The sequence below is a fragment of the Bradyrhizobium sp. Kon56 genome (assembly GCF_055807635.1).
Genome location: NZ_JBVVOU010000003.1, coordinates 368,980 through 395,168 on the forward strand (window position 1 = coordinate 368,980; position 26,189 = coordinate 395,168).

Annotated in this window: 25 protein-coding genes; 9 read left to right on the plus strand and 16 right to left on the minus strand. The window is 65.0% G+C overall.

Features of this window, described 5'->3' with window-relative positions; translation table 11 throughout:
- Positions 1 to 39: 39 nt before the first annotated feature.
- On the minus strand, positions 40 to 1,461 hold the full coding sequence (locus tag AC0L3B_RS07375; RefSeq protein ID WP_085350790.1) for a sensor histidine kinase: 1,422 nt from the start codon (positions 1,459 to 1,461) through the stop codon (positions 40 to 42).
- A complete protein-coding gene (locus AC0L3B_RS07380; RefSeq protein WP_018453161.1) occupies positions 1,458 to 2,123 on the minus strand; it encodes a response regulator transcription factor in 666 nt (221 codons plus the stop codon). The genes AC0L3B_RS07375 and AC0L3B_RS07380 overlap by 4 nt, the downstream gene beginning before the upstream one ends.
- A gap of 236 nt (positions 2,124 to 2,359) precedes the next feature.
- On the opposite strand from AC0L3B_RS07380, the gene AC0L3B_RS07385 reads away from it, so the two are divergent.
- A complete protein-coding gene (locus tag AC0L3B_RS07385; protein ID WP_026232472.1) occupies positions 2,360 to 2,593 on the plus strand; it encodes a hypothetical protein in 234 nt (77 codons plus the stop codon).
- 65 nt (positions 2,594 to 2,658) lie between these two features.
- Here AC0L3B_RS07385 and AC0L3B_RS07390 read toward each other — a convergent pair whose 3' ends face one another.
- Positions 2,659 to 4,464 (minus strand): caspase family protein, encoded by a 1,806-nt coding sequence (locus tag AC0L3B_RS07390; protein ID WP_473380233.1) that lies wholly within the window; start codon positions 4,462 to 4,464, stop codon positions 2,659 to 2,661.
- Between the two features lie 325 nt (positions 4,465 to 4,789).
- Between AC0L3B_RS07390 and AC0L3B_RS07395 the strand changes: the two genes are divergently transcribed.
- Positions 4,790 to 5,233 carry a hypothetical protein gene (locus AC0L3B_RS07395; RefSeq protein WP_204512507.1) on the plus strand — a complete coding sequence of 148 codons (444 nt, stop codon included), beginning with the start codon at positions 4,790 to 4,792 and terminating at the stop codon, positions 5,231 to 5,233.
- A gap of 32 nt (positions 5,234 to 5,265) precedes the next feature.
- Here the strand turns inward: AC0L3B_RS07395 and AC0L3B_RS07400 are convergent, their stop codons facing one another.
- Complete coding sequence (locus tag AC0L3B_RS07400) at positions 5,266 to 7,074, minus strand: caspase family protein (protein ID WP_473380234.1); 1,809 nt, start codon at positions 7,072 to 7,074, stop codon at positions 5,266 to 5,268.
- 405 nt (positions 7,075 to 7,479) lie between these two features.
- Between AC0L3B_RS07400 and AC0L3B_RS07405 the strand changes: the two genes are divergently transcribed.
- Together AC0L3B_RS07405 and AC0L3B_RS07410 are read left to right on the plus strand one after the other, a co-directional pair.
- Positions 7,480 to 8,163 (plus strand): response regulator, encoded by a 684-nt coding sequence (locus AC0L3B_RS07405; RefSeq protein ID WP_018453158.1) that lies wholly within the window; start codon positions 7,480 to 7,482, stop codon positions 8,161 to 8,163.
- Positions 8,160 to 10,097, plus strand: a complete 1,938-nt coding sequence (locus AC0L3B_RS07410) for an ATP-binding protein (RefSeq protein WP_473380235.1) — start codon at positions 8,160 to 8,162, stop codon at positions 10,095 to 10,097. The genes AC0L3B_RS07405 and AC0L3B_RS07410 overlap by 4 nt, the downstream gene beginning before the upstream one ends.
- A gap of 116 nt (positions 10,098 to 10,213) precedes the next feature.
- Here the strand turns inward: AC0L3B_RS07410 and AC0L3B_RS07415 are convergent, their stop codons facing one another.
- Complete coding sequence (locus AC0L3B_RS07415; RefSeq protein WP_026232471.1) at positions 10,214 to 10,495, minus strand: hypothetical protein; 282 nt, start codon at positions 10,493 to 10,495, stop codon at positions 10,214 to 10,216.
- 235 nt (positions 10,496 to 10,730) lie between these two features.
- Between AC0L3B_RS07415 and AC0L3B_RS07420 the strand changes: the two genes are divergently transcribed.
- Entirely contained in the window at positions 10,731 to 10,955 is a 225-nt protein-coding gene (locus tag AC0L3B_RS07420) for a cysteine rich repeat-containing protein (protein WP_018453155.1), read from the plus strand.
- A 106-nt stretch (positions 10,956 to 11,061) separates the two neighbouring features.
- Here the strand turns inward: AC0L3B_RS07420 and AC0L3B_RS07425 are convergent, their stop codons facing one another.
- The 4 genes from AC0L3B_RS07425 to AC0L3B_RS07440 form a co-directional block, all read right to left on the minus strand.
- On the minus strand, positions 11,062 to 11,775 hold the full coding sequence (locus AC0L3B_RS07425) for a hypothetical protein (protein ID WP_085350794.1): 714 nt from the start codon (positions 11,773 to 11,775) through the stop codon (positions 11,062 to 11,064).
- Between the two features lie 86 nt (positions 11,776 to 11,861).
- Entirely contained in the window at positions 11,862 to 12,572 is a 711-nt protein-coding gene (locus tag AC0L3B_RS07430; protein ID WP_018453153.1) for a hypothetical protein, read from the minus strand.
- A 132-nt stretch (positions 12,573 to 12,704) separates the two neighbouring features.
- The gene (locus AC0L3B_RS07435; RefSeq protein ID WP_018453152.1) at positions 12,705 to 12,953 is read right to left on the minus strand and encodes a hypothetical protein; all 249 of its coding nucleotides are present in this window, start codon (positions 12,951 to 12,953) and stop codon (positions 12,705 to 12,707) included.
- A gap of 138 nt (positions 12,954 to 13,091) precedes the next feature.
- Positions 13,092 to 14,066: an NAD(P)H-dependent flavin oxidoreductase gene (locus AC0L3B_RS07440; protein ID WP_473380236.1), complete on the minus strand. Its 975-nt coding sequence runs from the start codon at positions 14,064 to 14,066 to the stop codon at positions 13,092 to 13,094.
- 108 nt (positions 14,067 to 14,174) lie between these two features.
- Here AC0L3B_RS07440 and AC0L3B_RS07445 point away from each other — a divergent pair, with 108 nt between their 5' ends.
- A complete protein-coding gene (locus AC0L3B_RS07445) occupies positions 14,175 to 15,737 on the plus strand; it encodes an AMP-binding protein (RefSeq protein ID WP_473380237.1) in 1,563 nt (520 codons plus the stop codon).
- Between the two features lie 10 nt (positions 15,738 to 15,747).
- Here the strand turns inward: AC0L3B_RS07445 and AC0L3B_RS07450 are convergent, their stop codons facing one another.
- From AC0L3B_RS07450 to AC0L3B_RS07480, 7 genes are all read right to left on the minus strand, one after another.
- A complete protein-coding gene (locus tag AC0L3B_RS07450) occupies positions 15,748 to 16,521 on the minus strand; it encodes a thioesterase family protein (RefSeq protein ID WP_085350797.1) in 774 nt (257 codons plus the stop codon).
- A 55-nt stretch (positions 16,522 to 16,576) separates the two neighbouring features.
- Positions 16,577 to 17,545, minus strand: a complete 969-nt coding sequence (locus tag AC0L3B_RS07455) for an NAD(P)H-dependent flavin oxidoreductase (protein WP_018453149.1) — start codon at positions 17,543 to 17,545, stop codon at positions 16,577 to 16,579.
- A 150-nt stretch (positions 17,546 to 17,695) separates the two neighbouring features.
- The gene (locus AC0L3B_RS07460) at positions 17,696 to 19,096 is read right to left on the minus strand and encodes an aspartate ammonia-lyase (RefSeq protein WP_085361116.1); all 1,401 of its coding nucleotides are present in this window, start codon (positions 19,094 to 19,096) and stop codon (positions 17,696 to 17,698) included.
- 30 nt (positions 19,097 to 19,126) lie between these two features.
- Entirely contained in the window at positions 19,127 to 19,663 is a 537-nt protein-coding gene (locus AC0L3B_RS07465) for a hypothetical protein (protein WP_473380238.1), read from the minus strand.
- Between the two features lie 48 nt (positions 19,664 to 19,711).
- Positions 19,712 to 20,314 (minus strand): YqaA family protein, encoded by a 603-nt coding sequence (locus AC0L3B_RS07470; RefSeq protein ID WP_085385485.1) that lies wholly within the window; start codon positions 20,312 to 20,314, stop codon positions 19,712 to 19,714.
- Between the two features lie 45 nt (positions 20,315 to 20,359).
- Complete coding sequence (gene hisE / locus AC0L3B_RS07475; protein WP_007597487.1) at positions 20,360 to 20,764, minus strand: phosphoribosyl-ATP diphosphatase; 405 nt, start codon at positions 20,762 to 20,764, stop codon at positions 20,360 to 20,362.
- A 121-nt stretch (positions 20,765 to 20,885) separates the two neighbouring features.
- Positions 20,886 to 21,257: a hypothetical protein gene (locus tag AC0L3B_RS07480; RefSeq protein WP_018453145.1), complete on the minus strand. Its 372-nt coding sequence runs from the start codon at positions 21,255 to 21,257 to the stop codon at positions 20,886 to 20,888.
- 227 nt (positions 21,258 to 21,484) lie between these two features.
- Here AC0L3B_RS07480 and AC0L3B_RS07485 point away from each other — a divergent pair, with 227 nt between their 5' ends.
- The 3 genes from AC0L3B_RS07485 to AC0L3B_RS07495 all read left to right on the plus strand — a co-directional run bounded on the left by AC0L3B_RS07485 (position 21,485) and on the right by AC0L3B_RS07495 (position 26,065).
- Positions 21,485 to 22,531, plus strand: coding sequence for an ABC transporter substrate-binding protein (locus AC0L3B_RS07485; RefSeq protein ID WP_018453144.1), 1,047 nt, complete (start codon positions 21,485 to 21,487; stop codon positions 22,529 to 22,531).
- 89 nt (positions 22,532 to 22,620) lie between these two features.
- The gene (locus AC0L3B_RS07490; protein ID WP_085350799.1) at positions 22,621 to 24,417 is read left to right on the plus strand and encodes a glucan ABC transporter ATP-binding protein/ permease; all 1,797 of its coding nucleotides are present in this window, start codon (positions 22,621 to 22,623) and stop codon (positions 24,415 to 24,417) included.
- A 202-nt stretch (positions 24,418 to 24,619) separates the two neighbouring features.
- Positions 24,620 to 26,065 (plus strand): D-alanyl-D-alanine carboxypeptidase family protein, encoded by a 1,446-nt coding sequence (locus tag AC0L3B_RS07495; RefSeq protein WP_085350800.1) that lies wholly within the window; start codon positions 24,620 to 24,622, stop codon positions 26,063 to 26,065.
- Positions 26,066 to 26,189 lie beyond the last annotated feature (124 nt).

Sequence of the window (26,189 nt, forward strand, 5' to 3'; positions counted from 1 at the left end):
AGGACCGCAGCCATTCGTACGGCAGCGCACAATCCGGCCTCAACTTGAGCTTTCACCATCACGCTTGGCAAGAGGAAAGCTCACGGAAACCCGCAGACCCCGGCCTTCCGGGCCAGGTGCAAGCACGATTTGGGCCCCGAGACGGTCCGACAAGGCTTTCACGATGGCTAGTCCAAGACCACTGCCTGCAGGGCCGTTCGCCATCGGAATCCGATAAAAACGCTCGAAGACGCGGGCCCGATGGGCCTCCGGAATTCCCGGACCGGTATCCTCGACTTCAATTCGCGCGGTCGTGGCGTCAACAACCGCGCGAACCAGGACCACCCCCCCGGGGCGGTTGTAGCGGATCGCATTGTCGATCAGGTTTGCCAGCAATTCGCCAATCAGGACCGTATTGCCGGCGATGACCGCGGGACAGTCGGATCGATCGAACTGGACGTCGATGTCGTTCGCGAAAGCCTGTGGGGCACGCTCCGACAGGACATTGAAGGCGACCTCATTCAGGTCAACGTTCTCCGCGGCCGGTTGCGCAATGTTCTGCTCGTCGGCCCGTGCCAGTGTCACGAGCTGCCCGAGCAGCCGTTCAAGGCGGTTGATGGCGTTATCGACCTCGTCGAGGGCAGATTGGCCCGCCGGCGTTTCCGACCCCAGGCGTCGCACCAGATCGAGATGCGTCCGCAGTATCGCCAATGGGGTTCGCATCTGATGCGAGGCATCGGCTGTGAATCGGCGCACCAGTCCGATGGCCAGATCCAGCCGCTGTAGCAGGGAATTTACCGCGAGCGCCGGTGCTAAAGCTTCCTGCGGCACCCGGGAAAGGTCGAGCGGACTGAGATTTGGACCGCCCTGAATACCGCGCGCGTCGATTTCTTGCTTGAGTTCGCCAAGCGGCCTCAGGCCTCGATCGACGGCGTACCAGCCGAGGCAAGCGATGAGGCTAATCAACCCGGCCTCGAGCATCGCCAGTCCGATCAGCATTTCACGTTCGACGACGCGGCGCGCCTGCACCGTTTCGGCCACTGCGACGAGGACCAGCCCCGGCCTGCCGTAGACCTGCCGCGCCTGCGCGCCGATACGAACCGTTTTGCCGCGATACGCGCCATCGCGATGGCCGGTTTCGCCAGCCTTCAATCGATCGAAGCCGGATAGTGGAAGATCCTTGTAACCGGTGATCAATTCGCCGAGGTAAGTCACGCTGTAATAGATGCTGTCGTGCGACTGGCTTTCCAGCATGCCGAGCGCAACCTGCGGCAAGTCGACCGTCAGTTCGCCATCTTCCACGCCGACGCGTTCGGCGATGGCGAGAACCGACCCATCGAGCAACCGGTCATGAACTGTCTGCACAACGCGCTGGATCAGCAACATACCGCCGATTCCAAGCACCATCGCCAATACAATGGCGGGCGCCACCAGATTGGTGAGGAGCGTTCGCCTCAACGACGGCCGCCAGGTGGCGATCACTGTACCTCCAGCAGATAGCCTAGCCCGCGGACGGTTCGGATCCGCGGCCCGTCAGGACCGAGTTTCTGGCGAACGCGACCAACGTAGAGTTCCGCCGCGTTCGGCGCTACCGCCTCGTCGAAGCCAAATACCTCCGCGATCAGGCGCTCCTTGGAGACGACTTTGCCGGCGCGGGTCATCAGCACTTCCAGCACGGCAAACTCGCGCCGTCGCAATTCAAGCGGCCGGCCGCTCAGTGTAATCGTGCCCGCGGCGCGGTCGAACGCGAGCGGGCCACAGATCAAGGTTGGATTTGGAAGCCCCTGTCCCCTTCTCACGAGCGCGCGAACGCGGGCATCAAATTCGGCGATATCAAATGGCTTGGAGAGATAATCGTCAGCGCCGAGATCGAGCCCGCTGACCTTATCGCCGGTCGCGTAACGGGCAGTCAGAATCATGACCGGAACGGTCGACCCGGCTTGCCGTATCTTGTGCAGGACGCCGAAACCCGACACGTTCGGCAAGTTGATGTCCAGAATGATGAGGCTGTAGGGTTCCAGCAAGGCGGTCTGCGCCGCCGAAGCCCCGTCAGACTCGATATCGACGGCGAACCCGGACAGCTTGAGCCGCTCGGCAAGGCCGCGCGCCATGGCGGCATCGTCCTCGACAATCAGAATCCTCACTGAACAAACCCTTGCGTTCGCACCACCCGTGCGCGGGAGACGTCACCGTGAGGCTAGAAGGACAGTATCGAAAGATCAAATCGGAGCTTCCTCGCGGATGTACGGCTCGCATCCTTCGGACACTTCGCCAGGAGAGGGCCGCGTGCTTCCCGGCATCCCCTCCCTCGACGGTTCGACTTTGCCAGGCCAGTCCCCATATCGTGTGGCAACACGTAACGATACAGCGAGCAGCTTTGATGGCCAGGAGACGCGTGACGGAAACGGAAGCCGACGATCTCCCCCGCTATTTCGTCTGGGTGCGCGGTCTTGAGGGCCCCGAACCGCAGAAATGGATGGCGATGGATTTCGGCGTCGGTGACTGGAAACGGCCGCTCGTGCTCGCCTATCTCGAGCTACCTGAGGGCGAGCGACACTTGCCGTTGTCGGCGCTGGCCCGGCGATATCCGCCGCCGCGGGCAGAGGCTTCGTAGAGGGGCCATCCTGGACGGACGCGAGGATCTCGCCACCCCGTCAACCCAGGGCGAGCAACGCCGCATCACTGGCAGTACTGTTTTCCGCCATAGGTATGACATTTGCCGCCCTCGCTGCTGGCCGGAGCAGACGGCGCGCGCGGGCTCGGTTCGTGGCGGGACACCGCCTTTGGTTTCTGGGGCGACGGATCGGGACGCCGCTGGCACACGCCCTGGGCGTCCAGCACGAATTTGTTGTCACAGACGATCTGGACGCAGCGGTCGCCAACCGCCTTTTGCCCCCTCGCACAAACCAGCGGGCAGATGCGATCGGGCCGGGCGCGCACCGCATCGAGCGCGTCGAGGCTTGCGACCTTCACGTCGAATTTCGTACCGGCATATCTGTTGAAGCTGTCGAGCGCCTTTTGCGACGGTGCAGTCCAGGCGCCATCGGCCGCACCGGGATCGCAACCGACACGCTTCAGGTGCGCCTGGAGCAAGCGGGCGATGTCCGCAGGATCCATCGCTGGCACGCTAGTCGGCGCCACGGCGAGAGCAGCAGCGGGCGCGGCGGGCGGGGTCAGAGCGGCAAGCGTAGCCTGGCGCTCCTTCTCGCGCCGGTCTGCCTCGCGCTTCGCCGCCTCGATCTGTTGCTGCGCCTCCAGCGCGGCCTGCTTCATCGCCTGCTCGACCTGAAGGGCCGCGTCCTTGGCCTGCCGGCGCGCCTCCGCAACCTGCCGCCGGGCATCGTCGAGCTCGCGCTTGGCCTGCTCGGCGATGCGTTGGCGCTCCTTCTCCAGATCGCGCCGGGCCTGCTCGGAGATCTGCTGCGTGGCCCGTTCCGTCTCACGCGCCGCCTGCTCCTCGATCTGTTTCCTGAAATCGTCGCTCTTCTGCCGGACCTGCTGCTCAGCCTGCCGCTGTACGGCATCGGCGTTTTCGCTGATTTTTTCTGCGGCCTCGAGCTTGTCGAGCGCCGCATGCGCAAAGTTGGCATAGATGCCGGTGGCATGAACGGCGAGAAAGGAAAGCCAGGCCTGCTTGGTGCCGGCCTGCGCTGCAAGCTCATAGTCCCGCCGGGCTCCCGCGTTCGGATCGATCGGCGGTGCAACCGGCGGCACCAGCGCCACGGTGTCGCCGCCGAGCGATCCGTAGACGAAGGGCTCCTGCCGCCGCCCCGTGCTCTTGAGCACCTCGTCGCGAACCCGGCCAAGCGTCAGGCGAAGGTCGAGGCCCGGTGTCGCCAAATGATTGAGGAGCGCGGTCGCAAACGGGCTGTGCGCACCGTCGCCGTCGCCGGCGACCGCGCCGGCCTTGGCGGCGAACGCAATCAGCGTATCCGCCGTGGCGGGCTCGATCTTGGCGAGGCCGCGGCCCATCGAACGCGTGGCGACACTGCGTGTCATCCGCTCTGCAAACGGATTGTCGCGGCAGGCATCGAGGATGACGAGCCGCAGCCGCTTCGCCGGATTTATCGCCTGGAGAATCCGGTCCAGCGGAACCGCCTCGTCCTCGACGTCGAAATCGCTCTGCAGCCTGGCATCTGCCGGAATCAGGAAATTCGCGCCGTTCACCTCGATGCCGTGACCGGCGTAATAGACCACGGCCATGTCGGAATCCGCGGCAACCGCAGCAAAATCGCGCACCGCCCGCCGCATCTCGATGACGCCGAGATCGCGGCGAAGCTCCACGATATCGAACCCCATCCGCTTGAACACGTCGCTGATGGCGGCGGCGTCGTTGTCAGGATTGGCCAGCCGCGCGACGCTCTGATAGTTGGACACGCCAAGGACCAGCGCCACCCGCTTGTCAGCCTGCGCAGTCGAGGCCGCCACCAGCATCCACAACATCGACAGCGCAAGCCGGCAGACCAACCGGCTTGAACGCAACATCGGGACTGAAGGGCTCAATCGGATCATGATGCAGGCTTCGCTCCACGCGGTCAGCAATGTGGCTGCAATCGATATGAGTACTATTTCGATAGCGGTCCGCCCTCGGGTCTGTGCCATCGATCACACATCAGGCCCGGCCGTCAGGCGAGACGGTTGCCGCCGCGCAGTGTCCTGCCGGGCGCCTCCCTGTTCGAAATGATAGTGGAAGGGGCATGGCATTGGGAAGCTGTCCAGCAACCTTCCGCAGATACTTGCCTCCCCGGGGCGCTTGAGCTTCTATGTCGGCATAAATCGCTTTTGCTTCGTTCGCCAAGGGGTTTTCAGAATGATCCGTCCTTTCATGACAGTTGTATTGTCGATTGTAACCAGCGCCTCGTTGCTTCTTTCCGGCACTGCGAGCGCCGACAAGATGCGCCCGGGCTACAAGAGCTACGGAAACGCCCACGGCTTGAATGCCAACGCAGCTTGCCGTCGCCCGCATTTCAACATCTGCCAGGGTTGTAATGTCGTCATCCCGATGCGGGTCGCGCAAGACCGCGGTTGCGGGTTCAATTTCCAATCCCTGGGTCCGTTCGTGGGCCAGGACGTCGTCGTCTCTCCGGCGAACGGATCTTACAGCCTGGTCAACTCGACGAAGGCTGTGTACCGGCCGAATTCCGGCTTTACCGGCAGCGACCATTTCGAGAGCAGACTCTACTTCGAGGACGGCGCCGGCAAGCGCACGTTCCTGAATCTGAAAGTCAACGTCAACGTCGTTCCCAGCCTGTGAGCTGCCGAGGCACCGTGCTCTCGGCACCGGTCTCAATCACCCTCACAGCTGCCTCCGCATGAATCGGCTCCGCCGGACGGACGTGCGCGACCGCGCGGGCTCGGCTCCTGGCGCGATACCGCCTTTGGCTTCTGCGGCGGCGGATCGGGACGCCGGCGGCACACGCTCTGGGCATCCAGCACGTCATTGACGTCGCAGACGATCTGGACGCAACGATCGCCTTCTGCCTTTTGTCCCTTGGCGCACACCAGCGGACAGACACGATCGGGCCGGCCGCGCACCGCATCGAGCGCATCGAGGCTGGCAACTTTGACGTCGAATCTGGTGCCGGCGTTTCGGTTGAAATTGTCGAGCGCCTTTTGCGACGGCGCCGTCCAGGCACCGTCCGTGGTCCCGGGATCGCAGCCGACGCGCTTCAGATGGGCCTGGAGCAGGCGTGCAATATCCGCCGGATCCATTGCCGGCACGACAACCGACGCAGGGGCAGGCGCAGCCGGCGGAGTTACCGCGGCGAGTGTGGCCTGTCGCTCCCGCTCGCGCTGTTCCTGTTCGCGCCTTGCGGCCTCGATCTGCTGCTGCGCGTCCAGCGCGGCCTGCTTCTTTGCCTGCTCGACCTGAAGGGCCGCATCCTCCGCCTGCCGGCGCGCCTCCGCAACCTGCCGCCGGGCATCGTCGAGCTCGCGCTTGGCCTGGTCGGCGATGCGTTGGCGCTCCTTCTCCAGATCGCGCCGGGCCTGTTCTGAGACCTGGAGCTTCGCCTGCTCGGCCTGGCGCGCAGCCTGCTCCCCGATCTGCTTCTTGACATCCTCGTTCTTCTGCCTGGCTTGCTGTTCGGCTTGCCGCCTCAGCAGGTCTGCCTTTTCACGGGCCTTCTCCGCCGCATCCAGCTTGTCGAGGGCCGCATGAGCAGACACAGCGTAGGGGCCGCTACCGTGAACGCCGAGAAACGAGGTCCACGCCTCCCTTGTGCCGATCTGCGCCGCAAATTCGTAGTCCCGCTGGGACTCCGCGTCCGGATCGACCTTTGGGGCAATCAGCGGCACCAGCGCCACGGTGTCGCCGCCGAGCGATCCGTAGACGAAGGGCTCCTGCCGCCGCCCCGTGCTCTTGAGCACCTCGTCGCGAACCCGGCCAAGCGTCAGGCGAAGGTCGAGGCCCGGTGTCGCCAAATGATTGAGGAGCGCGGTCGCAAACGGGCTGTGCGCACCGTCGCCGTCGCCGGCGACCGCGCCGGCCTTGGCGGCGAACGCAATCAGCGTATCCGCCGTGGCGGGCTCGATCTTGGCGAGGCCGCGGCCCATCGAACGCGTGGCGACACTGCGTGTCATCCGCTCTGCAAACGGATTGTCGCGGCAGGCATCGAGGATGACGAGCCGCAGCCGCTTCGCCGGATTTATCGCCTGGAGAATCCGGTCCAGCGGAACCGCCTCGTCCTCGACGTCGAAATCGCTCTGCAGCCTGGCATCTGCCGGAATCAGGAAATTCGCGCCGTTCACCTCGATGCCGTGACCGGCGTAATAGACCACGGCCATGTCGGAATCCGCGGCAACCGCAGCAAAATCGCGCACCGCCCGCCGCATCTCGATGACGCCGAGATCGCGGCGAAGCTCCACGATATCGAACCCCATCCGCTTGAACACGTCGCTGATGGCGGCGGCGTCGTTGTCAGGATTGGCCAGCCGCGCGACGCTCTGGTAGTTGGACACACCAAGGACCAGCGCCACTCGCTTGTCGGCCTGCGCGGTCGTCGCCGCTGCCAGCATCAGAGCAATCGCCAGCGCAACACGGCCGGCCAGACGCTGCAGGCGTGACATCGGAGCCGGGAGGATCAATCCGACCATGGTGCAGGCTTCAATCCGTCAAGGGCCCTAGGCTGGCTCCGGGATGATTTCGAGGGTCTTCTCCCGTAAGTCAACCCGTCTGTGGCCTATCTCACTTCCCGGTGCCGCCGTGGGCGTCAGGCCAAACCTCCGGCGACATGACTGCGGCCGACGAAGCTCGACGTGATCAAGGAGCCGTATCAGCAGTTCTACAAGAACAATGCCGGTACCGCGCGCATCTAGTGCAGCGACTGCCGGGCCCGCCCATGCCGCCGGACGAGCCAGTGCGACGAAGCAGTAGGCATCGCGTCGGGAACGCCAGACCGATGCCTTGCGACACCATGATTATGGGTGTCGCGGCGCCCGCACCGCGGCTAAACTTGGCCCTGCGGCGCGGGGGACACGCGGTGCAGGACGACGATGATCATGACCGAACAGGGCGAGACGGGTGAAGCCATCACCATCCTCCTCGTCGAGGACGACGCGCCGACCTGCTGGCGGCTCCAGGACGCGCTGGTCAAGGCCGGCTACGAGGTGCGAAGCGCCGGTACGCTGGGAGAGGCTCGTTCGGCGCTGAGCGCGGCTGTGCCGCGCGTGCTGCTCACCGATCTGCGGCTGCCCGACGGCCACGGCGTCGAGCTGATCCGCGAGACAAGGCAACGCTTTCCCGACACCGAGATCATGGTGATCTCGGCGCTCGGCGACGAAGAAAGTGTGATCTCCGCGATCACGGTTGGCGCCACCGGCTATCTCCTGAAGGATGCGTTCCCCACTGATATCGCCACCACCGTGCGCGATCTTGTCGCCGGCCATTCGCCGATCTCGGCCTCGATCGCCCGCTTCATCGTGCGCAGGACGCAAGGTTCCGCGCAGAATGCGGCCGAGCCTCCGCCGGGCCCCGCGCTCAACACCGCAAGGCTCACCCCACGCGAGATCGATATCCTCTGGGGCATTGCCAAAGGTTTCAGCTACGCCGAGATCGCAAGCCATCTCGGCCTGTCCCGGCAGACCGTGCCCGGCCACATCAAGAACATCTATCGCAAGCTCGAAGTGCACACCCGCAGCGAAGCGGTGTTCGAAGCGGTGCAGCAGGGCCTGATCAAGCTGTGAGCGAGATCGTGGCCAAGGCACCGGTCAAACCCGGGCGGCGCCGGCTGCTGGTCTCGCGTCTCGTGCCCTATCTGCTGCTGCAGGCGCTGATAGTGGTCGCGACCGTCCTCGGGCTGCGGCTGCTCCAGCCCAGCGACCCCGACGACTTTGCGCTGAGCGAATTCTCGCTGCGCGAGGACGGCGTGGCACGTCCCGTGACGCTGCCGCATTTCACGTCGTCACGCTATTCCCTGGCCGACCCGCCGCTCTACACCGGCGCCTTCACGTTCCGCCGCGGCGATGTCGCGTCGGGATGGTCGGTATTCCTGCCGCGCTTCAGCAACGCGGTGGAAGTCTCAATCAACGGCGTCGTCATCCTGGATTCCCGACGCAATGCCAACGCCAACCGGCCCGACCGCAACACTCCGCAGATCGGGGCGATCCCGTCCTCGCTGCTGCGCGAGGGCGCGAACGAGATCGCGGTACGGCTGTTGGTTTGGGGACCGCTCAAGGGCTTTCTCGACACCGTCTATGTCGGGCCGGATGCGGCCTTGCGGCCGGCCTACGAGACACGCACGCTGATGTTCGTCACGTTGCCCGTGGTGTTCTCCGCTTGGCAGTCGATCCTCGCCGTCATCCTGGCGATCATGTGGCTGATGCGCCGCCGCGAGCCGGTTTACGGCGTGCTGGCCGTGGCGATGGTACTCGGCGTAGTGCAGGCCTTTGCGCCGCCACCGGTGCCCCCCCTCAACACGTCCCGGCTCGCCGCGGTATTGCTCGCGTCCGCACCGATCGAGAGCGCCCTGGTCGTCGTCTTCGGCGTGCTGTTCTTCGGCTGGCGCTGGCCGCGCTACGGCATGCTGCTGTTCGCGCCGGGGCTCGTCGTGTTCGGCGTCGGACTGATCGCCGGCCCGCCGCTGCCGCGCATTCTGTTTCTCCTGCTTGGCATTCCTACCGTCGGTCTCTGCCTGCTCCTGATGGCCTGCGTCACCGCTGCCGCGGTGGTGCGGCGGCAGGACGCGGCAAGCTTCACGCTCGGCTGCGCGGTGACCATCGTGCTGATCTGCTGGGTCCACGACATGCTGTCGGTGTTCGAGATCGTGACCGACGAGCGCATCTTCCTCTCGCGCCTGTCCTACTCGGCGATGCTGGTCGCGATCGGCGCCGGTTTGACCTGGCGGTTCGCGCGCGCGCTGAACCAGGTCGACAGCTTTGCCGACCAGCTCGTGACGCGCGTACGTGAGGCCGAGGAGCGGCTGAAGGCGAGCTTTGCCCGCGAGGAGGAGCGTGCAAGGGCAGCCGCGCTCGCCAATGAGCGCACGCGGCTGATGCGCGACCTGCATGACGGCCTCGGCGGCCAGCTCATCAGCATCGTGGCACTGTCCGAGCGCGGGCACGAGGGCGCGACCATCACCGACGCTGCCCGTGCGGCGCTGAAGGACCTCCGCCTCGTCATCGACTCCATGGACGACATCGGCGGCGACCTGATGCTCGCACTCGGCTCCTGGCGCGAGCGAGCGACCGCGCAATTGCGACCGCACGACATCGCGCTCGACTGGCACGTGGCCACGCCGCAGGGGCTGCCGCTGCATCCCGAGCTCAGGCCATGGCATGTCATCCAGATCGTGCGCATCCTCGACGAGGCCGTGACCAACGCGGTCAAGCACGCACAGGCCCGCCGCATCGCGGTCACCATCGAGACGGTCAACGAAGGTCAGGGGCCGTTCGGTGTGATCAAGGTCGCGGATGATGGCAAGGGCTTTGCGAACGGTTCTGCGCCGGTCGGCAGCGGCAGAGCCACCGACGCGGGCCAGACCGCGCGGGGGCTTCGCAACATGAGGAGCCGTGCCGCGCGCTGCGGGGCGATGCTCGATCTGAGCTCGGATTCCTCAGGCACGCGCGTGCGGCTGCAATTGCCGCAGATTTTCCCCGACAGCGGTGCCGCCGTCGGCTGAAAAGCCCCCTCTCCGAACGTGTGGGACGCGCGGAGAGAGGGACGGGCCGGATGATTTGCCTGCGGAAGACGGGGGTTCGTCCGCAATGCTCCTTCGCCCGAACTCTTTCGTCTTTCTCAGCGCACGCCGACGCGATTGACCGGACCACCGCGATTCATCGGCGTGCCCGCGCGCACGCCGACACCGGGCGCACCGACCCCGGGTGTCGCGACCGCGACTGCGGCGGCCGGCGCAGCGACCACTGCCGCTCTCGGCCGCACCACGCAGCCCTTGGGTATGCCGACCGTCTTGCAATAGACCACCGCCTGCGCCGGGCTCGTGCCCAGCGAGACCGTCGCCGCACCTGCCAGCGCCAAAATTGTCAGCCCGGCGCTCAGCGCTCCCGCTCTTTTCGACATCTTGCTCTCCTGCTTCCCGTTCGGCGGCCCGATGCAATCACCGGGTCTCGCGGCCGACGTGCAGCCTGAATGACAAAAGACGGCGCGCTGATACATGCCATGAAAATGGGGGTACGGCGGCGGGACGGGCTGGCCGATGCCATGAACATGGCATGGACCTGCGCCCGGCGCTCGCGAGATGGTCCGGCCCGCTTGATCCCAGGCGGGACCAACGACATTCCCAAGGAGGTGTTTTATGAAGATCTCGGTTCTTGCCGTGCTGCTGCTCGCCGCTACCGCCCAGACCGCCGCTGCGCAATCCGGTCCGACGCCGCAGGAGCAGATGACCTGCCGAAGCGACGCGAACAAATTCTGCGCCGAACATATCGGCAAGCCGCCACAGATGAATGCCTGCCTGCGCGAGAACAAGTCGAAGCTTTCGGACGGCTGCCGCAAGGTCGTGGAGTCACACGGCGGGTGAGTGCTCGCGTCCACAACACAAATCTCGGCGGCGTCAAAGCCGTCAGGCCATAGACGTCGATGCGCCGGTCATAGGTCGGGCGCGCGCACGACGGCGAGGATGGACGCTAATCGTCGTCGCCGAATAGCCTGATCTGCGGAAAGCCGCCGCGCGGCCTGCTCGGGACCTCGCGCGCATCGGCATCTTCGCGGATGTTGCGCGCGACGTCGTCCCAATCGGTGCGGTCGCGCATCCCACGCGGCTCGCGGAAATCGTAGTGGCGGCGCTCGGCCCAGCGCTCACGGCGCTCCGTCCGGCGCCGTTCAGACGTGGCGCGCTTGACGTCAGAATCCCTGGCCTTGGCATAGGCGTTGTCGGATGAGGATGACGGCTCTGTCGATGCTTGCCGCTCGGCAGGCTTTGCGACTTGCGGAGGCGACGCCGGTGGCGGTTTCGGGGGCTCCACCGCTGCCGCCTGCGAAGGCTGTTGCGCTGGCTGTTCAGCGTTGGCTTGAGTGGTCTGCGTGTCGGGCTTCACCGCTTCGGACTTTGCCTCAGGCTTGGACTCGGCCTTGGCGTCGGATTTGGCTTCGGCCTGCGCTGGCGCGGCGACCATGGCGCCGAAGGCTTGCGAGCCGGTGAGATATTGCAGGCGCTCGGATGGCGCTTCCGTCGTGGCGGGCTTGGCGTCAGCGCGCTGCGCGATCTTGCTGGTATCAGGCCCCTGCTTGGGCGAGACCGGATTCATGATATTGCCGGCGACAATGCCGCCGCCGAGACCAATGGCGATGGCTGCGACGATGGTTCCTGCACCGACGAAATAGGCTGTCGAGGCGCGCATTGGTCCACTCCCTCTTTGGAGCGGGCAACGCTTGTCAATTGCAGGATGTTCCCGATATAGCCGCAGTTCCGGAAGGAACTTGCGCGTCAGATCTGCTGCGCCACCTTCTCGAGCCCAATGATGCGGGCGAGCTTGCGCACTTCCTCTTTCTGGTCGTCACGCAGCTGGAACAGCAGCGGCATCGCGGCCGACTTCAACTGCTGGACCTCGTCGCAATTGGGATCGATCGGCACGCCCTGCACGTTCGGATTGGACAGCTTGTTTGCCGAGATCTTGCGGACAACGTTGCGCAGCGCGGTCTCGACCGACGGCCAGTAATATTCCTGCGACGACGACAACTTCAGACGGTCCCTGATGCCCGCAATCTGTACGTCGGACAACAGCGAATAGGATTTCTGCGGCTGCGGCTTGGCGACGACCTTCGGCTTGGCCGGGACTTCGACGGCAGGAATCTCTGCAGCGGCCGGAGCCTCGTTCACGCTCGCCTTGGGCATCGGGAAATCGGATGGCGTGGCGGCGGCAAACGCCTGACGCAGCGGCTCGGTCAGCACGGGCATTTGCGAGAGCTTGTCCGCCGGAACCTGAACCGGGTCGATGGCGGCCGAGGCTAGCGCCAGCGTCGGAACCAGACGGTCGGCCTTGGCGGCCCGATTGGTTGCAAGCAGCTTGGGCGCCGGCGCCTGCGTGATCATTTCGGCGCTGACGCTGGGCACGCTGTCGCGGCCGAGAATGGCGGTGGTGGCGGCGCCGAGGACGAGGAAGCAGGTCAGCACGACGATGGTGATGGCTTTCGACAAACGTCTCTCCGCAACCGGCTTCAAGTCCACGTGATCACTGCCCGCAAACTGGGCGAAAATTAAGGCTTAACCGTGCCATCGCGGCGGCAATCGCGCGGACTGCGGCGACATCATCTGGAAAGGTCAACAAAATCAAGCAGCTAGCGCCAGATCGTAAGCGTCCTGGATGTCGGCCACGATCTCCGAGGCCTCCCAGACTCCACGCGGCTCGACCGATTGCAGCGCCACCGTCCAATTGCCGCCCCGGCGGGTGCGGGGGACGCTGACGATGTCGAAGCGAACATTGCGGCACAGCGGGTGGCGGGCCAGCGCATGGGCCACGCGAACGCGAATTTCGTCCAGCGAAGCCGCCGTCTTGGCGTTGAGAAAGTCGAAGTCCATCGCCTGTCCCTCTCGGTCCTGATTGGCGCCTGAGGGGATTCTGGGCGATCGATGGTTAATCTGCCGTTAAGTGACCGCTTCTAAGGAGCGCTCGATTAACTGTGATGGAGGCGACGGGCCCTGTCGGTCTCCGGGTTTTTACGGGGAGAGGCGGCCACCCGCCTCTCGATACTCCGCGACCGTCCGCGCGACGAGATCGTTGGCCTCCATCACTTCGGTTACACCCGATATCGAATGCCCGCCGCTCCAGATATCGCGCCAGCGCTCGGGGCGGCTCTCGCGCGCGTTGACGTCGATGTCCTTGCCGACGTCGATTGCACCGCGCGCCGGCAGATCGTCGGGGTCGAGACCGGCTGCCAGGATCGACGGCTTGAGCATGCTGGTCTGCAGGCCCGTGAACGCGGTGGTCAGCAAGATGTCGTCCGCGCTGCCGTCGACCAGCATTTGCTTGTGACGCTCATCCGCCATGCTCTCCCGCGTCGCGATGAACTTCGTACCCATGTAGCCGAGATCGCAGCCGAGCACGTCGGCCGCGCGCAATGCGTGGCCGTCGCTGATGCCCCCCGCGAGCACGATGATGCCATCGTAGAACGCACGCACCGCGCGGACGAAGGCGAACGGGTTGAGCCAGCCGGTTTGCCCGCCCGCGCCGGCGGTAAGCAGCACGAGCCCGTCGGCACCTGCTTCCGCCGCGCGTTCGGCGTGGCGGATCGAGGCAACATCCGCAAGCACCAATGCGCCGACGTCGTGCAGCGGCTTGAGCACCGTCGTGGGCGAGCCGACCGAGGTGATGACGATCTCCGGCCTGTGGTGCAGCAACACGGCGAGATCCTGCTCCAGCCGTGCATTGGAGCGGTGCACGATCAGGTTTGGGCAAAGCGGCGCGGCCTTTCGGCCGGTTTGATCTTCATGCCACCGCAGCCGCGCTTCGATGTCGGTGAGCCATTCATCGAGTTGTTCGGTGCTACGGCAATTCGCGGTGGGGAAGCTGCCGATCACGCCGTTGCGGCAGGCCGCGACCATGAGCTCGACGCCCGAGACCAGAAACATCGGCGCGGCAATCAGCGGCAGGGCGAGACGACCGTGGAAATGTTGCAGCCGATCTGACGTCACGCGTGCCTCCCTCGCGCGGGCTTAGTCGTTCCATCCCGCATTCCCTGTGCTAGCGTCGCGGTAAACATTGGCACGCCGGAAGCCGATGACAAAGCAGCGAGGAAACATATGTCCGATCCGCTCCATGCATCGTCCCCGACTTGCGTGCAGGCGCTGCGGGCGCTGTCGCGCTATCCGGGCCGAACCGCGTTCGCGTGGCCCGGCGGATCGCTGAGCTATCAGGGCACCATCGACCTGATCGGGCGCATCCAGGGCGTGTTCATGCGGCTTGGATTGCAGCCCGGCGCGCGGGTCGCCTTCCTCACCGCGAACCGCGCCGACACCTGGTGCGCCGGCGTTGCCGCGCAATTGTCGCGGCTCTGCGTCACCTGGCTGCATCCTTTGGGATCGCCGGGAGACCAGATGTTCCAGCTCGAGGATTCCGAGGCCGAGGTGCTGGTGGTCGATGCGGCCGCCTTCCACGGTCGCGGCGGCGAGCTCGCCGCGCAGGCGACCTGGCTCAAGGCGGTGTTCACCACGGGACCGGCCAACTATGGCGTCGATCTCTTGCAGGCGATCGAGATCGAAGGCCATGCCAGCGCGCATTGCCTCGCCCGCCCCGACGACCTCTCCACGCTGAATTACACCGGTGGCACCACCGGCAAATCCAAGGGCGCGTTGCGCTACCACCGCGAAAATGCCGGAGCCGCGGCCGCGATCCTCGCCGACTTCGAGATCCCCGATGGCGCGCGCTACCTCGCGGTGGCACCGATCAGCCATGTCGCCGGCACGAAAGTGCTACCGACCTTGATGCGGGGCGGCACCGTGCACATGCTGAAGGGTTTCGATCCCGAGGCGGTGCTGGGGACTATCGCACGCGAGCGCATCAACTTCACGCTGTTCGTGCCGACCATGGTCTATGTGCTGCTCGATCATCCCGCATTGAGCAGGACCGACCTCTCCTCGCTCGAGCTGGTGCTCTACGGCGCCTCCGCGATGTCGCCGAGCCGGCTGGTCGAGGGCATCGAACGGATCGGGCCGGTGTTCTCGCAGCTCTACGGCCAGACCGAATGCTACCCAATCTCGGTGCTGCGCAAGGCGGATCACGATCCCAAAACGCCCGAACTGTTCCTGTCCTGTGGCTTCCCGATCGCGGCGTGCGAGGTCAAGATCCTCGACGACAACGACCAGGAGGTGAAGACGGGCGAGGCCGGCGAAATCTGCGTGCGCGCTCCGCATGCGATGGCGGAGTACTGGAAGCGGCCCGACACCACCGCCGAGACGCTCAAGAACGGCTGGGTGCACACCGGCGACATCGCTCGTAAGGACGATCGCGGCTACATGTTCATCCTCGACCGCAAGAAGGACATGATCGTCTCCGGCGGCTTCAACATCTTTCCGCGGGAAATCGAAGACGTGCTGTCACAGCACGCCGATGTGGCCATGGTTGCGGTCGTCGGCATCCCCGACGAGAAATGGGGCGAGGCCGTGACCGCTGTCGTCGTCCTGCGCGAAGGCGCAAAACCTGACGCCGATGAACTGATCAATCTGGTGAAGACGCGAAAAGGCTCGGCTCATGCACCGAAGCAGATCCAGTTCGTCAAGCAACTCCCGATGACCGGCGTCGGCAAGGTCGACAAGAAGATGCTGCGCGCGAGCTTTTGGAGCGGGCGGGGCCGGATGGTGGGATAGATAAGGTGCCTCACCGCTTCTCGATCACCAGGCTTTGCACGGCTCGGCCGAAATAGCCCTGCCGGTCGGCGAGCCGCGACATCGCAAGCCCGGCACCATCGGGGCCGATCCAGGAATCACCGTCGAGCAGGATCCATTCGCCGACCGGCTGGCGCGCAAAGCTCACGGTGAGGTCAGCGTTGATGTAGGTCCAGGCGCGGAAATCGAGCGACGAGGCGGTGCCGTTGGAAAAATCGGCCGCGACCACGGCGCGCATCGCCTGGGAGAGCGGTTCGCCCGCGATCAGGGGATGGTCGACGCGAAACCAGATCGCGCCGGCGCCGGCTTGCCCGAAGCGGCCGCGCGCAGCGCGCATCGAGACTGAACGTACGAACGGGCTGGTAGCGGCATGACCGTCCTCGAGCAGCGAGTCCTCCGGCGACGGCAGCGTAACCGGCAGCGCCTTGACGTGCTCGGGCAGCGTCAGCGCCTGGCGCTTGATCTTGAGCACGGTGGCGCCGACCACCTGGACGCCGTCGGCGAGCAGCTTGACTCCGCAGAGCTGGATCTTGCGGCCCTCGCGCAAGATCTCGGTCGCGATCGTGAGTGGTGCCACCGGCACCGGGCGCATCAGGTCGATGGTGACGCGCGCGATGTCCATTGCAACTGGCGTCGGAATGCGCTCAGCCGCCCACGTCACCAGCGCGGCCGGCGCCGAACCGTGCTGCATACGCCGGTCCCACGGGCCCGCGGCATCCGGGCTGGTGACGACGCTGTCGCCGTCGACGCGGTAGATGGGGGGCATCGTTTCTCCGTGATGCACATTCGGTGCTGAGCAAAAGCTGTCGTCCCGGCGAAGTTCACAACGGCGGATCGACCGCCTCGTCGTATTCCTTCTTGAAGCGCGCGATCATTTCGGCGGCTGGCACGATGCCGTCGATGCTGCCGACGCCCTGGCCCGAACCCCAGATTTCCTTCCAGGCTTTTGGCTTGGCGCGCTCGCCGGAGGCGTCGGTGCCGAAGTTCATCTTGGAGGGATCTGACGTCGGCAGGTTCTCCGGATCCATACCGGCGGCGAGAATCGACGGCTTCAGATAGTTGCCGTGCACGCCGGTGAACAGGTTGGAATAGACGATGTCGTCAGCCGTCGCGCCCGCGATCATCTCCTTGTATTTGTCGACGGCATTGGCTTCCTTGGTGGCGATGAAGGCCGAGCCGATATAGGCAAAGTCGGCGCCAAGTATGCGCGCGGCGCGGATCGCCTTGCCGTTGCCGATCGCGCCCGACAGCGCGATCGGGCCGTCGAACCATTTTCGCGTCTCGGCGACGAACGCCAATGGCGAGATCGTGCCGGCATGGCCGCCGGCGCCCGCGGCGACCAGGATCAGGCCGTCGGCGCCCTTCTCGATCGCCTTGTGCGCAAACTTCTGGTTGATCACATCGTGGAAGACGATGCCGCCCCAGCCGTGCACGGCCTGATTGAGCTCCTCGCGTGCGCCGAGCGAGGAGATAATCATCGGCACCTTGTACTTGGCGCAAAGCTGCATGTCGTGATCGAGCCGGTTGTTCGACTTGTGCACGATCTGGTTGACCGCAAACGGCGCCGACGGCTTGTCGGGATGCGCGCGATCATAGGCCGCGAGCTCTTCGGTGATGCGCGCCAGCCACTCGTCAAGCAGCTCCGGCGGCCGCGCGTTCAGCGACGGAAACGAGCCGACCACGCCCGCCTTGCACTGCGCGATCACGAGATCGGGCACCGAGATGATGAAGAGCGGCGAACCGATCACGGGGATCGACAGGCGTCCCTTGAACAAGGCAGGCATGGACATTGCGAGACGATCCTCTGTTGGCGGTCACATCGAAGTTGGGAGCCATACCAACAAGGCAATCTTTCCACTGTCAAGTATTGCGTTTTAGCGCCGTGGAGGGACGCCGTTACCGCAATTCCAAGCCGCGGAATTCAGCGCGGACCGACGACATCACGCAAGCAAATCCGGATTGATCAGCCGCTCGAACGAGAACATCTCGTCCCATTTCTCCTGGGTCAGCAGCTTGCGCTCGACGACGACGATCTGATGCAGCGACTTGCCGCTCTTGTAGCCCTCGCGCGCGATCTCGGCGCAGTCCTTGTAGCCGAGCAGCGGCTTCAGCACCGTGACGATACCGAGCGAATTCAGCACCATGTTGCGGGTGTGCTCCTCGTTGGCAGTGATGCCGACGACGCAATTCTCACGCAGGCTGTTGACCGCGCGCTCCATGGTGCGGATCGAGAAGAACAGCGCGAACGAGATCACCGGCTCCATCACATTGAGCTGGAGCTGACCCGCGGACGCCGCGAGCGTCACGGTGGTGTCGAGCCCGATCACGAGGAAGCTGGTCTGGTTGACGACCTCGGGGATGACAGGATTGACCTTGCCGGGCATGATCGAGGAGCCCGGCTGAAGCTGCGGCAGGTTGATCTCGTTGAAGCCGGCACGCGGGCCCGAGGCGAGCAGGCGGATGTCGTTGCAGATCTTGGTCAGCTTGCTCGCGGTGCGCTTGAGCACGCCGGAGAGCTGCACATAGGCGCCTGTATCCGACGTCGCCTCCACGAGATCGCCTGCTAGGATGAAGTCGACGCCGGTGAGCGCGCTCAGATGCCGGACCGCGAGCTTGGGATAGCCGTGCGCCGCGGTGACGGAGGTGCCGATCGCGGTGGCGCCGAGATTGATCTCGCGCAGCAGCGCGCGGGCCTCGGAGATTCGATCGACCTCCTCGCCCATGGTGGTGCCCCAGCCGCGGAATTCGGCGCCGAGCGACATCGGCACCGCGTCCTGCAAATGGGTGCGGCCCATCTTCAGCACGCGCTCGAACTCCCTGCCCTTGGCGAAGAACGCCTCCTGGAGCTGACGCAGCGCCGTCATGTAGCTCTCGAGCCGCAGGATCAGCGCCAGCCGAAAGGCGGTCGGATAGGTATCGTTGGTGGACTGGCCGTAATTGACGTGATCGTTGGGGCTGACGTGCTGGTAGTCGCCCTTGGCAAAGCCGAGCGATTCCAGCGCGAGATTGGCGATCACCTCGTTGGCGTTCATGTTGGTGGAGGTGCCGGCCCCGCCCTGGATGAAGTCGGTGACGAACTGGTCCATCATATCGCCGGCGATGACGCGATCGCAGCCCACGATGATGGCTTCCGCGACTTTGGTGTCCACCGCGCCGAGATCGCGGTTGGCCATGGCGGCGGCCTTCTTGACGTAACCAAGCGCCTTCACGAAGTAAGGCTCCTGGTTCATCGGAATGCCGGTGATGTGGAAGTTCTCCTTCCCGCGGATGGTCTGGACGCCGTAATAGATGTCGTCGGCGATCTCACGCTGTCCGAGGAAGTCCTGCTCCGTGCGGCTCATGGGCGCTCCTTGCTTGCTCGCGCGACGTCCTCAGTTCTGGCACAGCGCGCTGGTGACGAAGGTATCAGTGCGGCAGTCATCCGGTTTGCGTTGCCTGCCCGGGATCAGAACCTTGGCCGAGCACTTTTCCGCGGAGTCGGCATTCAGGCTCTTGCCTTCCGTGTAGCCCTTGCTCTGGCAGAGTTTGTCGGCGGCGAGCTTGCAGTCGGGCGCGCCGTTCGACGAGGCCGGACAGGCCACGCGTCCCGACACCATGGTCGACGGCTTCGCCAGGCGCGACAAATCGTTCATGGTCTCGCTCGGGCTTTTGATCGGCGGCAGGATCGAGGGCAGCTTTTCGAACAGCTTGCCCATTTCGTTGATCAGCCCGGGGTTTTCCTCGTGCGCCGGCGGCGACGAAGGAGCTGTCGAGCGCGCCGGTGCGGCCTGCGGTCCTTGCTCCTGCAAGCCGAGCGCCGGCGGTGCGGATTGCGGCCATCCGGTACCGCCGGCAGCGAGCAGGACCGAAAGCGCCGCAAATGTCAGCGTGCCCAGTCGCAGGACCGGATTGCCGGATCGAAGCATCATGGCGGCAACCGTAGCCGAACGAGGCGCGGTGGCAAAGCGCCTTGGGCGTTAGATCAATTTGATTGCGACGACAAAGCCGAGCACGAGCACCGCGGCGCCGATTGCCACCACCAATCCGAGATGCTTCTCGATCTTGATCCGGATCCAGTCGCCGTAGCGGTTTAGCAGGATCGCCACGATAAAGAAGCGCCCGCCACGCGCCACGATCGAGCACAGGATGAAGAGCCCGAGATTGTAGCCGGCAAAGCCGGACGTGATGGTCACGAGCTTGTAGGGGATCGGCGTGAGGCCCTTGAGCAGGATGATCACGGCGCCCCATTCAGCATAGGAGGCGCGGAAGGCGTCGACCTTGCCGCCGAGGCCATAGACTTCGATCAGCCAATGGCCGACCGAGTCGAAGAGCAGCGCACCGATAGCGTAGCCCAGAAGGCCACCCAGCACCGACGTCGCAGTGCAGATCGCCGCATAGACCCAGGCGCGTTGCGGGCGCGCCAGTGACATCGGGATCAGCATCACGTCCGGCGGGACGGGAAAGAAGGAGCTTTCAGCGAAAGCCACGGCGCCCATGATCCAGAGCGCGTAAGGCTTGTGAGCGGCGTCGATGCACCAGTCGTAAATACGTTTCAGCATGGCGCCGCGATGAAGCACCATGGGACGGATTTGTCCATGCCGAGATGGGACCGATTTGTGCCAATACTAGTGGCGCTTGCGCGCGGTGCGGCCTTCGAGCGCGACGATTGGCCGCCTGGCGGCGACACGCGGTGACGCAACTTTGGGCAGTTTCATAGCCGACTTCGGCAGTTTCTCGGCGATGCCGAGCATGTCTTCACGCCGCGTCATCTCGCGCCAGACGTCCTCGGGGCGCACGCCGGCCGAGGCCCAGAGCACGGTCAGATTGTAGAGTAGATCTGCGCTTTCCCGGATCACGGCTTCGCTATCGCCGTTGACCGCGTCGATGACGACCTCGATGGCCTCTTCAGCCAGCTTCTTCGCCATTTTTGACGGGCCGCGCTGAAACAGCCGCGCTGTGCGCGATGTTGCCGGATCAAGGTCCCTGGCCGCGAGCACAGCCAGATATAGCCGCTCAAGCGAATCACTCATGTACGCGACGCTACTCTAAACCCATGGCCAGCGCGTTAACGCGCGATAGTAGAGCCCAAAAAGGGGCCGCCGCGGCAAGCACGACGGCCCGTTTGTGGTCAACCTTTTGTTGTGGCCAAAACTAGTAGCAGTTGGTGCGGTGGCCTTGGCCGCAGAGCTCCGACGGAGCCGTGCCGCCGTAACGCTGATACTGGTAGTTCGGGCCGGGTCCGTAATACGGGCCGTCGCCGTAATAGGCAGGGCCGCTGTAATAGGCGGGGCCGCCATAATAGGGGCCATCGTCATAGGCGTAGGCGTTGCGGGTCGCGGCGATCGCAAGACCGGTGCCGACGATGCCGGCAAACGCTGCAGCAGCCGCCGCGCCACCGCCGCCACCATGCCAATGACGGCCGCCCGCGTAGGAAGCGGTCGGGGTTATTGCGGTCAGCGCCAGCACCGCGGCGGTAGCGAGAACGGCCTTACGGCCGGCAAATCCTGAAAATCTGTCAAACATGTCCTGGACCCTCCTTGGGACCTCGAATGGTGCCTGATGACAGGCTCGTGTCTCTCAAACACCCGCATCCCATGTTGGGTTCCCCAACCCCAACACAAGCTGAACGGGGTTGCGTGATCGTGACGCAACCGCCGCTCATCCGCCGTTCATGTTGGCGCGAACAAGCTTGTCGCCAGCCGGCGCTCCGAGCGTCACCAAGCCATAACAACACCGGACCGGCGCGACTGATGTTCGAATTCACGACAATTGCTCTTCGCGGTCTGCTGGCCGCTGCAATCTCGCTTGCGGTGCTGACTGCGCGCGATGCTACCGCGGCCGAGACCGTCGTGCCCTCCATTGCGATCCACTTCACCTTCGACCGCCCGATCGATGCGAGCATGGCGCCGTTCTTCCTTGCCGCCAAGGACGGCAGCTTCGGCGCCGAACGTCTCAACGTCTCCTTCAGCAGCGCGGCCGGATCGCCGGAGGCGCTTGCGCGCGTCGCCAAGGGCAACAGCGAGCTCGCGCTCGTCGACATCAACGAGCTGATCCGCTTCCGCGACAAGGATGCGACCCCGGTCAAGGCGGTATTCGTGCTGTTCAACCGCGCGCCCTACGCGATCGTCGCCCGCAGGAGCCGCGGCATCCACCTCCTGCCCGACCTGGACGGCAAAACCGTCGGCGTTGCCGATAGCGATCTGTCGATGCGGCTGTGGCCGGCGCTGGCGCAGCAGAACGGCATCGACACGGCTCACGTGAAATTCCACAAGATCAGCGCCGCGGTGCGCGAGCCGATCCTCTCCGCGGGACAGGTCGATGCCGTCGCCGGCTTCAGCTATCTCTCGGCAGTGAACCTGCGCGACCGCGGCGTGCCAGGCGGCGATCTCGTCGCGCTTCGCTATGCCGATTATGGTTGCGAGGCCTATGGCTTTGCCGTCGTGGTCAACCCGGCTTTCGCCGCGGCCAAGCCGGACACCGTGAAGGGATTCGTCCGCGCATTGATCGCCGGCATCAACGCGACCGTCAAGGACCCGGCGCGTGCGGCGGACGAAGCCGCGAGCCGCATCGACGGCGGCGATCGCGATCTTGAGCTGGAGCGGCTGCGCACTGTCCTCGTCGACAACATCCTGACGGACGAGGTCCGTCGCAACGGCCTCGGCGACATCGACCCGGCGCGCATGGATCGCGCGATCGACCAGATCGGGCAGGATTTCAAATTCCGCAACCGGCCGGCGGCGGGCGACATCTTCGACAGCGGGTTCTTGCCGCCAGTTGCAGGGCGGTTGATCAACTGAGCAAAACCGACAGCTTCCGCTATATCTCACGGGCGATCCCTGATTAGAGTATGCGCTCACTCCGTTCCAGCCGCCCGAGCTCCTCGCCCATGCCCATTCTCCGCCTCTACACCCGCGTTCTCGAGCTGCTCGGTAAGGAGGCACGGCTGGGCTGGCTGCTTGCGGTCGTCAATCTCCTGCTTGCGGGCTCGCAATTCGCCGAACCGGTGCTGTTCGGCCGGATCGTCGATGTGCTCTCCGGCAAGACGGTCGCAGGCTCCAACTCGGCCTGGCCGTTCCTGGTTGCATGGGTCGCGTTCGGACTGTTCACCATCGTCTGCAGCGCGGTCGTAGCGTTGCAGGCCGACCGGCTCTCCCACCGCCAGCGGCAGGCGGTCCTGACGGACTATTTCGAGCACATCCTGCAGCTGCCTCTGACCTTCCATTCGGGCACCCATTCGGGCCGGTTGATGAAGGTGATGCTGAACGGCACAGATGCGCTGTGGCGGTTATGGGTCGGCTTCTTTCGAGAGCATTTTGCCGCGATCCTCTCGGTCGTGGTGCTGCTGCCGCTATCGCTCTACCTGAACTGGCGGCTTGCAATCCTGCTGTTCGTGCTCTGCATCGTCTTCACCGCGCTGACCACCTTCGTGGTGCGCAGAACCTTCGGCATGCAGATGGAGGTGGAGGAGCACTACAGCGAGCTCTCCGCGCGCGCGTCCGACGCCCTTGGCAACGTCGCGCTGGTGCAGAGTTTCGTCCGCGTCGAATCCGAGGTGAAGGGCCTGCGCTCCGTCGCCGACGAGTTGCTAGCGGCGCAAATGCCGGTGCTGTCGTGGTGGGCACTCGTCACCGTCATCACGCGCGCCTCCACCACGATCACCGTGCTCGCGATCTTCACTTTCGGCATCGCGCTGCACGACCAGGGGCTGACCTCTGTCGGCGAGATCGTCATGTTCGTGAGCTTCGCGACGCTTCTGATCCAGAAGCTGGAGCAGGTCGTGAGCTTCATCAACAACGTGTTCATGGAAGCCCCGCGCCTGCGCGAGTTCTTCAACGTGCTCGATGCGGTTCCTGCGGTGCACGACCGGCACGACGCGATCGATGCGGGTCGGCTCTCCGGCCTCGTTGAATTCAACGACGTCACCTTCTCCTATGACGGCAAGCGGCCGGCGGTCGAGGACCTCTCCTTCACCGCGCTTCCCGGCCAGACCATCGCACTGGTCGGCGCGACGGGCGCCGGCAAGTCGACGGCGATTGCGCTGCTGCATCGCGCCTTCGATCCGCAGTCCGGCTTCATCAGGATCGACGGCATGGACGTGCGCGGGGTGACGCTGACATCGCTGCGGCGGAACATCGGCGTGGTCTTTCAGGAGGCGCTGCTGTTCAACCGCTCGATCGCGGAGAATTTGCGCGTCGGCAAGCCGGACGCCACCGAGGCCGAGATGCGCAAGGCGGCGGAGCGCGCACAGGCGCTCGAATTCATCGAGCGCAGCGGCGGCTTCGAGACCAATGCCGGCGAGCGGGGCCGGATGCTGTCGGGTGGTGAGCGCCAGCGGCTGTCGATCGCACGTGCACTGCTGAAGGATCCGCCGATCCTGATCCTGGACGAGGCGACGAGCGCACTCGACGCCGTCACCGAGGCCAAGGTGAATACCGCTCTCGACGAAGTGATGAAGGGCCGCACCACCTTCGTGATCGCCCACCGTCTCTCCACCATCCGCAATGCCACGCGTATCCTGGTGTTCGAGAACGGGCGCGTGATCGAAAGCGGAACTTTCGATGAACTCGTGGCCAAAGGCGGCCATTTCGCCGACCTCGCCAGGGCTCAATTCATGATTCAGGAGAACGCACGGGCCAGCGTGACAGCGGCTGAGGCTGCCGCGACGGCCGCCAAGTCGCCTTAACAAGCCGCCTTGGCAAGTCCCCATCGTATCGTCGAAATTCGGCCCATTTCATTGCGGAATACCCCGCTGATGCCCCTATTCCCGACGCACCAGCCGGTATAGGTTTGCGGCGCCGCAAGCGGCGGCGCTGGATTTCAGAACCGAACATCAGATCACGAGAGCCGACCGGAACCGGCGGGTCTCCAAGGACCGGAATCGGATAGTGCACGCTCTTCGCCCGCTGCTTCGTCAATCCCTGTTCAACCTGTTCGCCGCGGCACTCGCGTGTGCCGCGTTGCTCGCGCCGCGCGCGGCGAGCGCCGAAGCGCTGCTCCTGATCGAGGCCGATAGCGGCAAGGTGCTGCAGGCGGAGAACGCGACCATTCCTTGGTATCCGGCTTCCGTCACCAAGATCATGACCGCCTATGTGACGCTGAAGGCGGTCAAGGACGGCAAGCTCACACTCGACACACTGCTCACGGTTTCGCCGACGGCAGCCTCGCAGTCGCCCTCGAAGATGGGCTTTCGCCCGGGAACGCAGCTTACCGTCGACAACGCGCTCAAGATGATGATGGTGAAATCGGCGAACGACATGGCCGTCGTGCTCGCCGAAGGCGTTGGCGGTTCGATCGATGGTTTCTCGGCGCTGATGAACGACACGGCGCAGAAGCTCGGCATGACGCAGACGAGCTACGTCAATCCGAACGGCCTGCCCGCCGACGGACAGATCACCTCCGCGCGGGATCTTGGCATTCTCGCGCGCTCGTTCCTGCGCGACCTGCCCGAGTACGAGTATTTCGTGCACATTCCGGCAATCCGCTTCGGCAAGCGCGTCACCGGCAATTTCAACAAGCTGATCGGCCGCTATCCCGGCGCCGACGGTTTCAAGACCGGCTTCATCTGCGCCTCCGGCTACAATCTCGTCGCGTCGGCCACCCGCAACGGCCGCCGGCTGATCGCCGTCGTGCTGGGCGCCAACTCCGGGACCGCGCGCGCGGTGAAGGCGGCGCAGCTGCTGGAGCGCGGCTTCTCGCAAGATAATCTCACCTGGCTCCGCCCCTCGCTCGGCACCGTCGACAAGCTGGTGCCGGTCGACGCCTCGCCGCCGAACCTGCGTGACGACATGTGCGGCGGCCATCGCAAGCGGCCGGCCAGCGACGATGACGACGCGCTGATCGCGGCCAATGGCGGCACGTCCGGGTCCGCCTCGGCCACCGGCGGCGAAGCCCAAGTCACCTTCTTCACGGCCGGGCTTCAGCCGCCTCTGATGAAGGCCTCCGAGCTGATGGCCTCGGCCCCGGCGGCGGCCGAGCCCGTGCTGGTGTATACCGGTCCGACCCGCACCGGGACCGCCCTGATCGCGGCGGTCGCGGCCGATGCCGACCAGCAGGCCACGCCAAAGCCGCGTGGCAAGAAGTCGCGCGTCGCCAAAAAGCCCGACGCGGCAGACAAGCCGAAGGATGCCAAGACGGCGGCGGCGAAGCCCGATGCCAAGACGGCGGCGGCCGCAAAGCCGGCCGACGGCAAGTCCGCAGCTAAGCCGGCCGGTACCAAGCATGCCGCAGCCAAGCCCGATGCGGTGGCAAAGCCTGCGGTGGGCGGCGAGGCGGCCAAGCCCGCCAAGCCCAAGGCCGCGACCAAGCCCGCCAAGCCCGCCAACAACAGTTAACAGCCGACGCGAGGCGAGACCGCGCCGCACTTCGCAGTTGCGGCAGCGCCATTTGCAAGGATTCCGGTAGCCACTCCCTGACGTTTGTCCTAAGCCTCGACCGCTTGCCACCCGTTCCGGCAGG